Source organism: Thalassospira xiamenensis M-5 = DSM 17429 (genome assembly GCF_000300235.2).
GTDB lineage: Bacteria > Pseudomonadota > Alphaproteobacteria > Rhodospirillales > Thalassospiraceae > Thalassospira > Thalassospira xiamenensis.
The window spans coordinates 3795083-3809715 of the sequence record NZ_CP004388.1; the positions used below are offsets into that span (position 1 = coordinate 3795083).

Consider the following 14633-nt stretch of genomic DNA (forward strand, 5'->3'; position numbering starts at 1 on the left):
GAAGATGTTGAACCTTAGCTCACTGCTTTATAGCACTGCCAACGACAACCTACTTAAACAACTCGACTTGGAAGCAAATGAAAAGGACTTCATCTCGAAATGTAAGAACAAGGTGAGGGCATGCATCCGCGACGAGCTTACTGCTACACTCAAAGAGACTTTCTCTGTTGAGCAAACCGTCTCCCCAAAGTTCTTCACACAAGGCTCATGGGCTTACAAAACCCTAAACAGCCCTTGTCACACACCTCCTCAACAATGCGACATTGATGACGGGGTCTATTTTCCTTTGAGCATCATGCAAGAAGAGAAAAAACCCAGCATCGCTAGTACAACTCTGTTTGCTGCAATTGAAGGTATTTTGGAGAAGCTCGCGAAGAAAGAAGGCTGGACGCTAGATTCAGGCAAGGATACCTGCGTACGCCTTATATTGACAGAGCGGGCTCACCTTGACATTCCGCTATACGCTATCCCGGATGGTGCGTTCACCCAAATGGCTACTGAAGCTATTGATCGCGGGTACGGGAATTTTGCTGATGCCCTAAGCAAAAGGGATCAGGAGAGCTGGACGCAATTACCCTCGGATGAGGTGCTACTCGCCCACAGGAAAGAAGGCTGGATAACCTCTGACCCGCGACCAATCAAGCAGTGGTTTCTTGACGAAGTTGATGCCAAAGGCGAACAGCTAAGAAGGGTAGTCCGCTATCTAAAGTCGATACGTGATATGCACTGGAAATCGGGCGGGCCTTCTTCAATTTTATTGATGGCGGCATCCGCTCCACTATTTAAACGCCATGACAAACGAGATGACCTTGCATTACTCAATGTACTGCAACAGTTACCTGAACACCTTCGCAATGGAGTGAACAACCCAGCAAAAGGCCAAACAAACGAGAGTTTGACTGACCGCTTGAGCCAAGAAGAATTGAATACTGTAGTTTCTCTGTTTGAGAAAGTTTCTAGCGATCTAAACACAGCTATTTACGATTCAGCACCTCATGCTGCCTGCGAAATACTAATCGGCATCTTTGGCGCTCGCCTACCAAACCTTCCTAATGAAGCTACTCAATCTGCAGCTAAAGACGTTCTCGCGGCAACCCCTGTCATTTCTGGCCCGGACGAACCTATTACAAGAACAAAGGCAGGATGAGCAGAGTTAGCGAAGGTTTACCTGAGGTCACGGAGCAATTAGCCCGCCAAGGGTATAGATACTTAGGAAGAAATCTGCACAGAGACCTCGTCTTCACTGGCAACCTTTTGTCATCCAGTGAACACTTCGCCGTTGAGATGACGGTTGATCGACATTTGTTCAGCCTCCCAAGGATAAGGCTACTCGAGATACCTGACCGTCTTCGCCCAATTGCACCTCACATTGGAGAAGATGGTTCAATTTGTTATGTATCGCCTGGCACAGCCATTCTCGACATTTTCAACCCTGCACGAAGCATAACAAGTTGCATAAAGAAATGCGAAGATGTCTTAACAAAAGTGCTCTCTGGAAAAATGAACGACAACCTACGAGAGGAGTTTTTCACTTATTGGCGAGCGCGTTCAGCATACTCCGACACGGATACTCACTCTCAATTCACTCGTAAAGTTTATAGCGGTGATCGCCAATTTCTATTCATATCTGACAACCCAAGAAGAACGGAATGCAAGGTACAAAATGTTGTATTCTTGGAAGAACTTGCCTGTGAGTTGATTGAATTTAGCACAGAAGAATATTTACGGCCCTCCAACCAAATATGGCCTCCCTCAAACGTGGGAGAAATATTGGACTGGATTGAACACATAGACATTAGCTTAAAGAAAAAAATACTCCGCAAAATTAGGGTTTACAATTCTTACGAGAACGATGCGATATTAGTTTCTATAAGATCTATAAATTGCCACATCGGTTTCCTAATAAGATTACAGAAAGGAAAAAACAAAAATAAGCGGCAATCAAAATCACTGACGAGAAGTCAAATCATAGACCGTTACTTGTTCCTAAGAATTGATGATGAGTTCATTTTGACTCGAAATACACCACATAAAAACACGCTTCACGGAAAGAAAATAACCTTGATCGGTGCCGGGACCATTGGTGGATATCTGGCCGATTTTCTGGTGAAATCTGGCGCAGGAATGCTCGGGGGTGAACTGAGGATTGTTGACGACCAGTACATTGGACCAGAGAATATTGGTCGACATCGATTGGGTATCGATAGCTTGTTTCGTCTAAAAGCAAAAGCATTGCGCTCAGAATTGATGCGGACATCGCCAACCTCCAACATCATTGACGTACCCTACGACGCTAGAGAAGCAGCATTAAACCGAGCAGACTTGATAATTGATGCAACAGGCGAAGAACCTCTCGGGCAATGGCTCACTGAGAACTTAGCAGGCAAAACCCCTCTGCTTACTACTTGGATTGAGGGAAATGGCATCGCAGTTAGATCACTACTCAGGGCCAACGTTGAACAAGCCTGCTTCAAGTGCCTCTGCGATTTCAACAGAGAAGACCGGTTCAAATCAACCGTCGAGAAATGGGAACCAAACTTTGAAGGTGGCGATTGTAGCAGTCTCTATGTACCGTTTTCTCTTTCGGTATCTGTTCAAGCAGCAAGCTTAGCACTTGACGCAGCTATTGATTGGGCTAATGGCATTACGTCTCCCCAACTCCGCACAAGAATTACTGACCCCGCTTTCAATTTGGCAACGCCTGATACCGACATACCTCAGCGAGAAGAATGCCCCGCATGTCATTCTTAAACGACTGGATAACCCCCAACCACTTACAATTGCTTCGAATTGAAGACGACGTAATGAGCAATCTTCTTGGTTTTAGGCAAGTTAAAGAAAGCGACACAGAAGCAGGTGGACTTCTTCTAGGATTACGAAAAGGCCCTCATTTTCATCTAACTCACTTAACTAGTCCCACAAAAACAGATCGACGAACCAGATACTCTTTTGAGCGAGACAAGTTCTACCACTCATACGTTACATCTAAATTATGGAATGAGACAGAAGGGCAAGTCCGTTATTTGGGTGAGTGGCACACACATCCAGAGAACGATCCAACTCCTTCGTGTATAGATATAAGTGAGTGGATAAAACTCGCGAAAAATCGAGTAGACAAAGAACCAATGGTAGCGGTGATAGTAGGAATTAACTCTCTAATAGTTGAACTGGTTTTTGAAAACACCCAGCGAATTCGCCTTATCCCATCTCAATAATTTCTACGGTTTCACCAGTTATAGAGTGATTTCATATCGTATTGCCTCAACAACATCCTTGAGTGTCTCTACTTCCAATCCGTCTGGATTATACGTGCCGAAGGTAATCCCTGCCTTCTCATGTCCCACAACCTGCGCCACTTCTGTCTGTGGAAGCCTTGCGCGTTCCAAGACCTGAATGACACTTCGTCGGAATGAATGGAAATCTACCCGATCACGTTTGTTATCCGGGTTAAGATGCGTCACGCCAAGCTTGCGGCGATAGGTCGTGAATGTCTTTGAAAGATACCAAGAACGCTTCTGGTCTGGCCCACCGGGCTTCAGAACCGGAAACAGCCAATCACCCTTCTGACGCTTCAAATAGTCGATAAAGCCCAACTCGATCAAACGGCTATGGATCGGCACCAGACGATCACCTGCTTCTGTCTTGGCGTTCGTGATGTCAAAACACCAGATACCGTCTTTTTGCTTGATGTCGGCAATAGTGCGACTACAGATTTCATTCAGGCGCATTCCGCTATAGGCAGCAATCCAACAGACCCAACTTAAAGTCGTCTCGTAACTCGGCTTCTCGGGATTAACTTCAGGTTTTTCTTTGAGCAGGATTTTCAGTTCGTCCACTGTAAAGGGCAGCTTCCCAACCTTGCGCCTATCACCTTCACGCCGCTGCTGACCTTCCCAAGGATTATCACCGCTGAACTCACCAACGCGCTTGGCCCACTTCCAAACAAGCCCCAAAGCCATCGAATACCTGTTAATAGCCCGATTACTCAAGCCAACATCATGATCCCCGTAAAACTCCATGATTTCGCTGAAGGTTCTTCCCTTTGTCTTCGAGCTACGTCCCCAGTTCGGATCAAGCCCGCTAATCAAGGTTAGGAACTTCGACGCCTTCGCACGATCAATATCTTCAAACGTTGGGCTGTCCCCCCATTGGTCGAACAGACGGTAAACGGCTTCATATTGCCCCTTGGTTTGCGCAGTGATGCTCGCAGAACGGTCTCGCTGCACCTCCTCAAGGTAACGAGTTGCTACGTCCTTGAAGGATGCCCCTTTGCTTTTCTTGACCACTGTTACTGGTCTTAGCGTCAGCGGATCGATTGCAGAACGACCAAACGTCACAGGTCTCTCAAAGACTTTACCGTTTAATGCCGCTATCCGGCCATTTGCTGCTTTGATACGGGCAAATGAAAGGGCGTATTCTAAATCACTGAGCCGACCCGTCTCAATCTTGTCGCCTTCATGGCCGATCAGGATGCCACAAGCATCTTCATCCTGTTGATAATCTTGCATTTCTTGCAAAGCACGGTCGAATTCATGGCTCGCCCGATCTTCGATTTCGGCAGGTGTTAACTCACGATGCCCTCGAACCACATCAATCCGGGCTTTGTACTCTGCTACCAGCGGCCATCGGGCACTTTGCGCCTTAGTCAAATCACGCGTCCCAAGCGACCTAACAACCTCTGACTTTCCATCGAAGGCATGACGCACATCCGCCGGGATTTTCATTGCGAAGTACCACGTCTGACGACGTTTCTTAAGGTAGGTCGTATCGGCCATTTTCGGTCCCGGTAGTACACGTTGGTAGTACACGCTCCTAGTACACGGGGCCTCTTAAAGTCAACAAAATCAATACACTCAATGGATTGAGGCCTACTCGATTTAGGCTCCTACCGCCCCAGCCAAGACAAACCGCTTTGAGGTTTTCCCTCAAAGCGGTTTTCTTTTGTATAGGGATGACGTAAATAACAACGTCACAAAACACCAATTAAAAATAAATACATATCAATTTATATGTGAATCAAATCAACGATGATTTTTAATAAAAATTTAAAAATCAATATATTCAAATATAACATATTATAAATGATAAGTTCTAAATTAAATCATCAAACTCAGACCTGATATCATCAATCATTTTCTGAAAAAGAATCAGACGATCACGCTGCCTAAGCACATATCCAATATTAGTGGATACTCTATCAACAAAATCTTCTACACCATAATCACCTGTGCAGCTTTCTTCTATATTTTGGAAAAATTTTTCAAACGCCTTTGCAAAAACTTGAATCGTCTCACGCAACCATAGCAATCGATTTGCAGCGTCACTTTCTGCCCAAATGACTTCACTTGCAGATAGAGAAATGGATGCATCGCGGATGTTCTCCAAAACACGTTCAGAGATTACCCTAGAAGCTCTGGAAGCTAAATCGGCTTCTTCGTAGTTACGAGCGATATATTCGTAACCCTCGTGTAGCTCCCATACCTGCAAAGCGTTGCGAGTGCGCGCCGGACTAAAAGCATCAAGTACAAGCACAACCTTTGTGTTCAGCACATCCAAACACCATAGAACATTCTTAATTTGCTTCTTTCTTGCATCTTTCTGGTCGCATATCCTCTGCACCCAAAACACCGCAAACGCAAATACCCCGCTAATAAAAGCGCCTACCAAACTGCCCCAGCCACTGTCAATACTCTCCGGCAGCAATACACTTACAAGATGAAAACCGAATAAATCCGTCAAATAAATGGCGGTAACAAGCCCTCCCAAAACGCTTCCCAAAAGCAATAAAAGGCCAGGATGTTCCCACTTTCTCATCGCGCTCACCTAATAAGAGAACATTAATATATAACTTACAGAAGAATAAATCTCATGGCATCAAAAGCTTCGAATAAAAGCGGTGCAGCCTGAATAGGGCAGCGCCATTTTCATTTATATCGCAAACCCCGCCATCACCGCCTTAAGCTCCCGGACGATTTCGCCATCGGTGGCGACCCGTCCGGCAGCATAACCGTCCCCCGCCGGGTTCGCTTTCTTGCACGATGCATGCAGTTCCGTTGCCCCGGTTGTGCGCAGCAATTTTGCCGCATTTTCCGGCGTGATGCCCGATCCGGGCAGGATCGTGATCCGCCGGTCGGCCTGTGTGATCAGGCGCGCAATCATGTCCGCCCCCTGTTCGGCGGTCGGCTGCTGGCCCGATGTCAGGATGCGGTCAAAGCCAAGGTCGATGGCACCTTCAAGCGCGTCAAACGGATCGGGCACTGCGTCAAACACCCGATGCAATGTCGCGCCAAGCCCGCCCGCCACGGACAGAAGATCGGCCAGCATGTCGCGATCAAGCCGCCCGTCCGGCGTCGCCGCGCCCAACACGATCCCCTCTGCCCCGTGGTCGCGGGCAAGGGCGATGTCATGTTTCATCATCGCCACGTCAGACGCGCCATAGGTGAAATCGCCGGGCCTTGGCCGGATCATCACCCGGCAGGGCACCGGGATATCGCGCAAACGGGCCATCGCCCCGGCACTTGGCGTCACCCCGCCCACTGCAAGGGCCGCACAATATTCAATGCGGTCCGCCCCGGCGCGCGCGGCCACCATCGCATCGTCAAAACTTTCAACACAGATTTCCAGAAGCGGTTTGATCCCGGTTGTCATACACCCGCCCCGCCATCCAGAAGATGCAGCATCGCCGCCCCGCGAAGCCCGCCATCGCGGCTATGCTGCCCCGGCACCACCAAAGGCGCGTCATAGCGGCCCAGAACCCGTTTGCGGACCGCGTCATCGATCATCGCAATCAGGCGGCTTTCGGATGCCAGCCCGCCGCCGACCGGCACGCAATCGGGGTCAAGCACATTGACCATCAATGCAAGCTCCCCCGCGATCAGATCAACAAAGATGTCCACCGCGCGGGTCGCCAGTGCATCCCCAGCCTGCCAGCCGTCGGTGATCTCGTAACTCGGCCGTTCCTGTCCGGGGGAAAGTCCGGCAATCTGCGCGTAAATCCGTTCAAGCCCCCGCGCCCCGCCCCAGGCATCAAGGCACCCGGTCCGGCCACAGCCGCACACCACCGGCGCAAGCCCATGACGGATCAGCGCACCCGACACATCATTGCCATGGCCCCATTCGCCGCGAATGCCGCTGCGCCCGCCAATGAACTGCCCATCCACCACAATGCCGCCGCCGACCCCGGTGCCAAGGATGATGGCAAAAACCGTCCGCGCGCCCTTGGCCGCCCCGCTGCGTGCCTCGGCGAGTGCAAAGCAATCGGCATCATTGGCAACCCGCACATCGCGGTTCAGAATTCTGGAAAGTTCCGGGCCAAACGGCCATCCCTTGATCGCCGGAATATTGGCCGAAATCACCGCCCCGGTCTTGGGATCAAGCCCCCCGGCAAAGCTGATGCCGATATCGGCATTCTCGCCAAATTCGCGGTCCGCATCGGCAATCAGCCCGGCAATCGCCGCAACAAAGGCATCGCGATCTTGCGTGGGTGTCGGCACCTTGATCTGGGACCGGATATCGCCCCCGCCATCAAACACCCCAAACTCGATTTTCGATCCGCCAATATCAAATGCGTACTGCATGCCCGTCTGCCCAAAACCCCGTGATCTTTCCTATCGGATATACCACAGGACCGCCGCCCGCAAAAACAAACGGCGTCCGCCACATGTGCGAACGCCGTTCCATATCGACAATCAGATTGATCAGGCGCGCAGCCGTGCCGCCAGATCATCATAACCCGGCATGCCCTTGACCGGGCCAAGGGCTGTCACCGTCGGTGTCCCGCCCAGAAGCGACTTGCCCGCCGCACGCACCCGTTCGAGGTCAACCGCCTCGACCTTGGCAATGATTTCTTCCATGGTCTGCGGACCACCGAAAATCTGGATCTGGCGCGCAAGCGTTTCGCAACGGCCGGAATTGCTTTCCATGCCCATCACGACCGACGCCTTAAGCTGTGCGCGCGCCCGGTTCACTTCTTCCTCGGTCAAATCGACCGTGGCGCGCACCAGTTCGTCACACATCACCGGCATCAATTCGCCAATGTCATTCGGCCCGGTTCCGGCATAAATCGAAAACAGCCCGCCATCGACATAATGTGACGAGAAGCTATAGACCGAATAGACAAGCCCGCGCTTTTCACGGATTTCCTGGAACAGCCGCGAAGACATGCCGCCACCCAGAAGCGTGTTGAACACCTGCAAATCATAGAAACTGTCATCGGTGTACGAAACCGTCGGCAGGCCGAAAATCACATGCACCTGTTCAAGGTCGCGCTGCTCGATCCGGTTGCCACCTTCATAGCGAAGGGCTTCCATCTCATGATCTTCATGCGCCGGAAGGTTATCGAACTTTTCCGATACCAGATCGACAATCTGCTGATGATCAACCTTGCCCGATGCCGAAAACACCATGCGTTGCGGGCTATAGCGGCGTGACATGAAATCAAACAGATCATCACGGGTTAACGACGATACATTTTCCGGGCTGCCCAGAATGGACCGCCCCAACGCCTGATCCGGCAGGGCCGTTTCCTGGAAATAATCGAAAACAATGTCATCGGGCGTATCATTGGCCTGCCCGATTTCCTGCAAAATCACCTGACGTTCGCGTTCAAGTTCCTTCGCATCCAGCGTCGAATTTTGCAAAATATCGGCAATCACATCAATCGCCAGTTCCTGATCTTCATGCAGGACCTTGCAGTAATAGGCCGTATTCTCGCGCGAGGTATAGGCATTCATCTGCCCGCCAACATTTTCGATTTCCTCGGAAATCTGAAGGGCTGTGCGACGCCGCGTGCCCTTGAACGCCATATGTTCAAGCATATGGGAAATGCCGTTGATATCGGGCGTTTCGTTGCGCGCACCCACATCAACCCACGCACCAAGTGCTACGGATTGCACATGTTCAAGGCGGTCGGTCGCAACGATCATCCCGTTGTCAAGCCGGGTGAGCTCGACTGTCATATAGCTTTACTCCTGTGTTTCATTTCATGCCCTCGTATTACTGTATTTCAGGCCGCACGTCGCTTGCCGCGAACATGCGCCATCAATGCACCAACATCATTGGACATGGGCTCAACCTTCTCAGGCCGGTCATATAGGTCAGACAGCCGTTCGGGCAAGTCCGGATAAATCCCCGATGCCTGCTTGACCGCATCCGGGAACTTCGCCGGGTGTGCTGTCGCCAACGCCACCATCGGCACCGATTTGTCGCGATTGCATTTGCGCCCGGCGACAATACCGATCACCGAATGCGGATCAACAAGCTCGCCACTGGTCGAAAGCACATCCCGGATCGCCGCCCGGGTTTCATCATCGCTTAGCCGATAGCCGTCAAAATGTTCCCGCGCCCGGGCAAACTGCCCCTGGGACATTTCCATGATCCCGGTTTCGCGGAACTTCGTCAGCATCCCGGCAATCGCCAGACCATCACGATCATAAAGATCAAACATCAGACGTTCAAAATTCGAACTGACCTGAATATCCATCGACGGGCTGATGGACGGCTCGACACCTTCCATCTTCATCACACCACTTTCGAAAAAGCGTGCCAGAATGTCATTGCGGTTGGCCCCGACCACAAACTGCCTGATCGGAAGCCCCATCTGCATCGCGGCATATCCGGCATAGACATTGCCGAAATTGCCCGACGGGACCGAAAACGATATTTCGCGTTCCGGCGATCCAAGCTGCGCCCCCGCCCAGAAATAATAGGCGATCTGGCACATGATCCGCGCCCAGTTGATCGAATTGACCGCCGAAAGACCGACCTCGTCACGAAACGCATGATCATTGAACAATGCCTTCACAAGGTCCTGACAATCATCAAACGATCCCTCGACCGCGATGTTATGCACATTGTCCGACAGGATGGTCGTCATCTGGCGACGCTGCACTTCGGAAACGCGGCCTTTCGGATGCAGGATGAAAATATCGATATTTTCCCGGTCCCGGCACGCTTCAATCGCGGCCGACCCGGTATCACCCGACGTCGCCCCGACAATCGTGATCCGTTCGCCGCGCTTGGCCAGAACATGGTCAAACAGTCGCCCGACCACCTGCAACGCATAATCCTTGAACGCCAGTGTCGGCCCATGGAAAAGCTCCATCACCCAGTCATTGGCACCAAGCTGTTTAAGCGGTGCAACCGCTTCGTGATCAAACCCGGCATAGGTTTCTTCAAGGATGGTTTTAAGCGCCGCATCATCAACCGATCCGGTCGTAAAGGGCTGTATCACCTTATAGGCAACCTCGGCATAAGTCAGGGTCCGCAGCGCACGAATGTCATCGGCAGTAAAAGTCGGCCAGCTTTCCGGCACATACAATCCACCATCACGGGCCAGACCGGCCAAAAGGACATCATCAAACTGCAAAACCGGCGCGGTTCCCCGCGTGCTGACATAACGCAACGACCTATGCTCCTGAACTGGGCTTTCACAACATTCAGGCACCCCTGCCCCAAACGGGCAAAGACACTCCAAACCGAAAGTTAGTGAGGGGAACAGCCGCCATAGTCAAGGGTCAATCCGGCAGATCAGGCGTGCTTTGCGCAATATCGCGTAACGCCGCGTGATCGCTGCCTATTTATCAAGCTCGATCCCATGTTCCTTGAGCTTGGCTTCCGCCACCGCGGCACGACGCACCACCGTGCGGTAGTTATTCAGCAGAATCCGCAGGATCGCCTTGATGAAGCGATCCGACGCCGCCATTTTCTGCTCAAACGTCTGGCGATTGATCGCAATCAGGACCGTGCGTTCACGCGCCCGCGCCGATGCCATCCGCGGCTGGTTGTCCACCAATGCCAGTTCACCGAAAAGCCCCCCGGCTTCGATGGTGCCAAGGATGACTTCTTCGTTGCCATTCATGGTCTTGAAGATTTCAACCCGGCCTTCCTGCACGACAAAGGCCGTACTGCCGGGTTTTCCTTCCCGGAAGATCACCTGATCGGCGGCATAAACATGCCGATCCATCACATTCTTGTTGCCATCGGTTATTCCCATGACACATCCGGGAAAATGGGCGTTAAATCAGAATATCGTGATGTGGGGCTATTTGCCTGCCGTCACCTGTGCCGGAAGGACGAGTGATGCTAGCAGATACCTATCGCCAATCAATCAGTTTCACCCGCCATATCTGTTTTCCATATGCGCCTTGAAGGCCGCCACGCCAAGCGGTTGACCGGTTGCCTCAATCAGAATCTCGTCGGTTGATTTGCTCGATGCCTTGCCATGGATATTTTCGCCAAGCCACCCCATCAACGGGCTGAAATCGCCCCGTGCCAACGCGCCCGGAATTTCCGGCTTAGCATCTTTGGCGGCGGCAAAAATCTGGGCCGCTGCCATCGCGCCCAGCGTATAGGTCGGGAAATATCCCCACGCCCCCGACGGCCAATGGATATCCTGCAGGCAGCCATCCCTGTCATCGGGCGGCGTAATGCCCAGCAATTTGCCCATCATTTCGTTCCACGCCCCCGGCAGATCGGCAAGCTTCATGTCGCCTTCGATCAGGGCACGCTCCAGCCGATAGCGCAGGATCACATGCGCCGGATATGTCACCTCGTCGGCATCCACGCGGATCAGGCCCGGCTCGACCCGTGTATAAAGCCGATGCAGGTTGCCTGCATTCCATGCCGCGTCATCGCCACCAAACGCCGTCTTGAAGACCGGCCCGGCATAGGTCAGGAATTCTTCCGACCGGCTGGCCTGCATTTCCACCAGAAGCGACTGGCTTTCATGCAGGGTCATGCCGCGCGCCTTGCCCACCGGCTGATTGCGCCACGCGCCGGGCAATCCGCGTTCATACATCGCATGGCCGGTTTCATGCAGAACCCCCATGATCGCCGATGTGAAATCATTCTCGTCATAGCGCGTCGTAATGCGCACATCATCGGGAATGCCGCCACAGAACGGATGATGCGAAATATCCAGACGGCCATGCTCGAAATCAAAACCGACCGCCTGCATCAGATCAAGGCCGACCTTGTTCTGAACCGAAACCGGGAACGGCCCGGTCGGGCTGATCGGGGCCGCTTCGGACTTCTGGCGTTCAATCACCTCGGCGGTGAAAGACGGCAGGAACGATTCCAGTTCGGCAAACAGGCTATCGATCCGATCAGACCGCATCATCGGATCATACTGATCCAGAAGCGCGTCATAAACCGACGTGCCAAGCGCCTCGGCCTTGGCCTTGCCCGCCTCTATCGACAGGTCAAGAACCGTCTGAAGTTTCGGCAGCAGTCCGGCAAAATCATTATCGGCCCGCGCCCCGCGCCATGCGACCTCGCAACTGGTCGCCGCCAGCGACATTTTCTCCACCAGATCAGACGGCACCGCCGTGCCATGCACCCAATTGCGTTTCATTTCCGCCAGATTGGCTTTCTGCCACGCATCAAGGTTTTCACCCCCGGCCGCTTCGATCAGATCCCCCATATCGGGTGCGGTGATCAGTTCATTGGCCATGACATCAAGGGTCGCCAGTTGCTCGGACCGGGCATTGGCCCCGCCATTGGGCATCATTGCCGCCATATCCCAATGCAGCATGCCGCCTATATCGGACAGAACATTGATGCGGCGAAAACGGGCTTCAAGCGATTTATAGGCGTCAGTCATGGAAACTCCTGTTCGGCGGAACCGGAAAACGGGGCAAAAAAAGCACGGCCAACATGCCGCACAATGGCGGCATCCGGCAATCAAAGGGCTGGACCACAGGCAGCCAGATCAGCTGTCTGTGCCATCCTTCTGCGGGCGGCGGTGATACAGAATAAAGATCACAATCAGCGAAAGCGCAAGGCTGTACCATGTGATCGCATATTGAAGATGATTGTTCGGAAGATCGATTTTGGCCTGACCACCAATCGGCAACCCGCCGGGGATTTCCGTTTCGTCAAGTTCAAGATAATAGCGGCTGGCAAGATCCGCCCCGCTATCCTCGGCCATCGCATCGACATCGACAAAGAACCACTGGTTTTCCAGCGGCTCGTTTTCCGGCTGAACCCAGTGTCGGGTCTGCGGCAGGCGCAACACACCCGTCACCCGGACATTGCCCTCAATCAGGCTGTCGGGCCGTGTCGAAGGATCGCGATAATCCTGCGGCACCCAGCCGCGATTGACCAGAATGATCCGGCCATCTTCCTGTTCCAGCGGCGTGATCAGATGAAACCCGATATTGCCCCGGCGTGTGCGCGCCATCAGATACATTTCCTGATCGTTCAGGAAATGGCCGTCGGCATAGGCGGCCCGGAATGCCATCGCCGGGTCCGGTGCCACATCGGTTGGCACGGCAATCGGCGGCTCGGACGCATGCGCCTGACGTTCCGCGATCAGGTTCTGTTTCCAGAACAGGCGATCCACCTGCCAGGACCCAAGTCCCAGAAGGATCACAAGGGCAAGACCGGCACAGATTTTGATCGCAGGGCTGGGGCGTGTCGTCAGAAGGGGCATCTATTGGGTTCAATCCTGTTCGGAAGTCGACCGATGGCGATATTGCAGCGCCACCATGAGGCCTTTTAACGGTCGCAGCAAGGCCAGTGTTACCCCGGTGATGGTCGGAAACCATAACACCGCATGCAACCACAAAGGCGGCATATAGGTCATCTCGACCCAAAGCGCCAGCGGCACCACGACAAAGCCGAGGATGAAAATGATGAAAATCGCCGGGCCATCACCGGCATCATGACCACGAAGGTCAAGACCGCACTGATCACAGCTTTCGCGGACTGTCAGAAAGCCCGAAAACAGCTTTCCCCCACCGCAGCGGGGGCATTTGCATGCCAGCCCGGTGCGTATGGGGGAAAGTGCAGGATAATAATCCGTGGTCATTGGGTGACCGGTATCCTTTATTCGCCGCCCCAGATGTAAACGGCAAAGAACAGGAACAGCCAGACAACGTCAACGAAATGCCAGTACCAGGCTGCGGCTTCCAGACCGAAATGATGATCGGGTTTGAAGCCGTCCTTGATCGCGCGGCCAAGGCACACCGCCAGGAACACCGTACCAACAAACACATGGAAACCGTGGAAACCGGTCGCCATATAGAAGGTCGACGAATAAATGCCATCGGCAAAACCGAATGCGGCATGGCTGTATTCATAAGCCTGAAGACACAGGAAGATAACGCCAAGGGCAACCGTAATCGCCAGCCCCTGCACCATATCCTTTTTCTTGCCTTCAAGGCAGCCATGATGCGCCCAGGTCAGCGTGCAGCCCGACAGAAGCAGGATCAGCGTGTTGAGGAACGGCAAATCCCACGGATCAAGGACTTCAACGCCTGCGGGCGGCCATTCGGTCACGCCGGGGCTGAAAATCACAAACGCGTTGTGGAAGAATGCCCAGAAGAAGGCGACAAAGAACATCACCTCGGACGCGATAAACAGCGACATGCCATACCGCAAGCCGATCTGCACCACCTTGTTGTGGTAGATGCTGGACTCGCTGATCACGTTGCTCCACCAGCGGAACATCACAAAAAGAATGCCCGCCAAACCAAGTGCTGCCAGCCAGAAATCTGTCGGCGCACGATCCGAATGCATGAACATGACCATGCCACCGGTAAACAGCCCTGCCGACATCGCAGCCACCAACGGCCACGGGCTCGGGTCTACCAGATGGAACGGATGTTTCTGAGCGTGATCACTCATTCCTC

General features: G+C 52.8%; 14 protein-coding genes. 3 read left to right on the top strand and 11 right to left on the bottom strand.

The genetic code is table 11. The annotated features are described in order from the left end of the window. Positions 1-4: 4 nt before the first annotated feature. From TH3_RS17685 to TH3_RS23600, 3 genes are read left to right on the top strand one after another with little or no spacing between them, the layout of a single operon-like run. Positions 5-1147 carry a CBASS cGAMP synthase gene (locus tag TH3_RS17685; RefSeq protein WP_007090262.1) on the top strand — a complete coding sequence of 381 codons (1143 nt, stop codon included), beginning with the start codon at positions 5-7 and terminating at the stop codon, positions 1145-1147. Continuing rightward, positions 1144-2751: a ThiF family adenylyltransferase gene (locus tag TH3_RS17690; protein WP_040060147.1), complete on the top strand. Its 1608-nt coding sequence runs from the start codon at positions 1144-1146 to the stop codon at positions 2749-2751. The genes TH3_RS17685 and TH3_RS17690 overlap by 4 nt, the downstream gene beginning before the upstream one ends. 53 nt (positions 2752-2804) lie before the next feature. Continuing rightward, entirely contained in the window at positions 2805-3215 is a 411-nt protein-coding gene (locus TH3_RS23600; protein ID WP_167710587.1) for a Mov34/MPN/PAD-1 family protein, read from the top strand. Between the two features lie 18 nt (positions 3216-3233). Here TH3_RS23600 and TH3_RS17695 read toward each other — a convergent pair whose 3' ends face one another. The 11 genes from TH3_RS17695 to TH3_RS17745 form a co-directional block, all read right to left on the bottom strand. Beyond that, positions 3234-4775, bottom strand: coding sequence for a site-specific integrase (locus TH3_RS17695; RefSeq protein ID WP_007092262.1), 1542 nt, complete (start codon positions 4773-4775; stop codon positions 3234-3236). 316 nt (positions 4776-5091) lie between these two features. Further along, positions 5092-5814 carry a hypothetical protein gene (locus TH3_RS17700; protein ID WP_007092263.1) on the bottom strand — a complete coding sequence of 241 codons (723 nt, stop codon included), beginning with the start codon at positions 5812-5814 and terminating at the stop codon, positions 5092-5094. Positions 5815-5928: 114 nt separating this feature from the next. Continuing rightward, positions 5929-6648: a copper homeostasis protein CutC gene (locus TH3_RS17705; protein WP_007092264.1), complete on the bottom strand. Its 720-nt coding sequence runs from the start codon at positions 6646-6648 to the stop codon at positions 5929-5931. Further along, the gene (locus tag TH3_RS17710; protein ID WP_007092265.1) at positions 6645-7577 is read right to left on the bottom strand and encodes an ROK family protein; all 933 of its coding nucleotides are present in this window, start codon (positions 7575-7577) and stop codon (positions 6645-6647) included. The genes TH3_RS17705 and TH3_RS17710 overlap by 4 nt, the downstream gene beginning before the upstream one ends. A 120-nt stretch (positions 7578-7697) precedes the next feature. Continuing rightward, positions 7698-8957 (bottom strand): M16 family metallopeptidase, encoded by a 1260-nt coding sequence (locus TH3_RS17715; RefSeq protein ID WP_007092266.1) that lies wholly within the window; start codon positions 8955-8957, stop codon positions 7698-7700. A gap of 47 nt (positions 8958-9004) precedes the next feature. Beyond that, positions 9005-10402: a threonine synthase gene (thrC, locus tag TH3_RS17720; protein ID WP_007092267.1), complete on the bottom strand. Its 1398-nt coding sequence runs from the start codon at positions 10400-10402 to the stop codon at positions 9005-9007. A 171-nt stretch (positions 10403-10573) separates the two neighbouring features. Beyond that, entirely contained in the window at positions 10574-10993 is a 420-nt protein-coding gene (locus tag TH3_RS17725; RefSeq protein ID WP_007092268.1) for a cyclic nucleotide-binding domain-containing protein, read from the bottom strand. A gap of 120 nt (positions 10994-11113) precedes the next feature. Beyond that, on the bottom strand, positions 11114-12601 hold the full coding sequence (locus TH3_RS17730; RefSeq protein WP_007092269.1) for a carboxypeptidase M32: 1488 nt from the start codon (positions 12599-12601) through the stop codon (positions 11114-11116). A gap of 108 nt (positions 12602-12709) precedes the next feature. After that, entirely contained in the window at positions 12710-13432 is a 723-nt protein-coding gene (locus TH3_RS17735; RefSeq protein WP_007092270.1) for an SURF1 family protein, read from the bottom strand. 9 nt (positions 13433-13441) lie between these two features. Next, positions 13442-13810, bottom strand: coding sequence for a DUF983 domain-containing protein (locus TH3_RS17740; RefSeq protein WP_007092271.1), 369 nt, complete (start codon positions 13808-13810; stop codon positions 13442-13444). A gap of 17 nt (positions 13811-13827) precedes the next feature. Beyond that, on the bottom strand, positions 13828-14628 hold the full coding sequence (locus TH3_RS17745; RefSeq protein ID WP_007092272.1) for a cytochrome c oxidase subunit 3: 801 nt from the start codon (positions 14626-14628) through the stop codon (positions 13828-13830). Positions 14629-14633 lie beyond the last annotated feature (5 nt).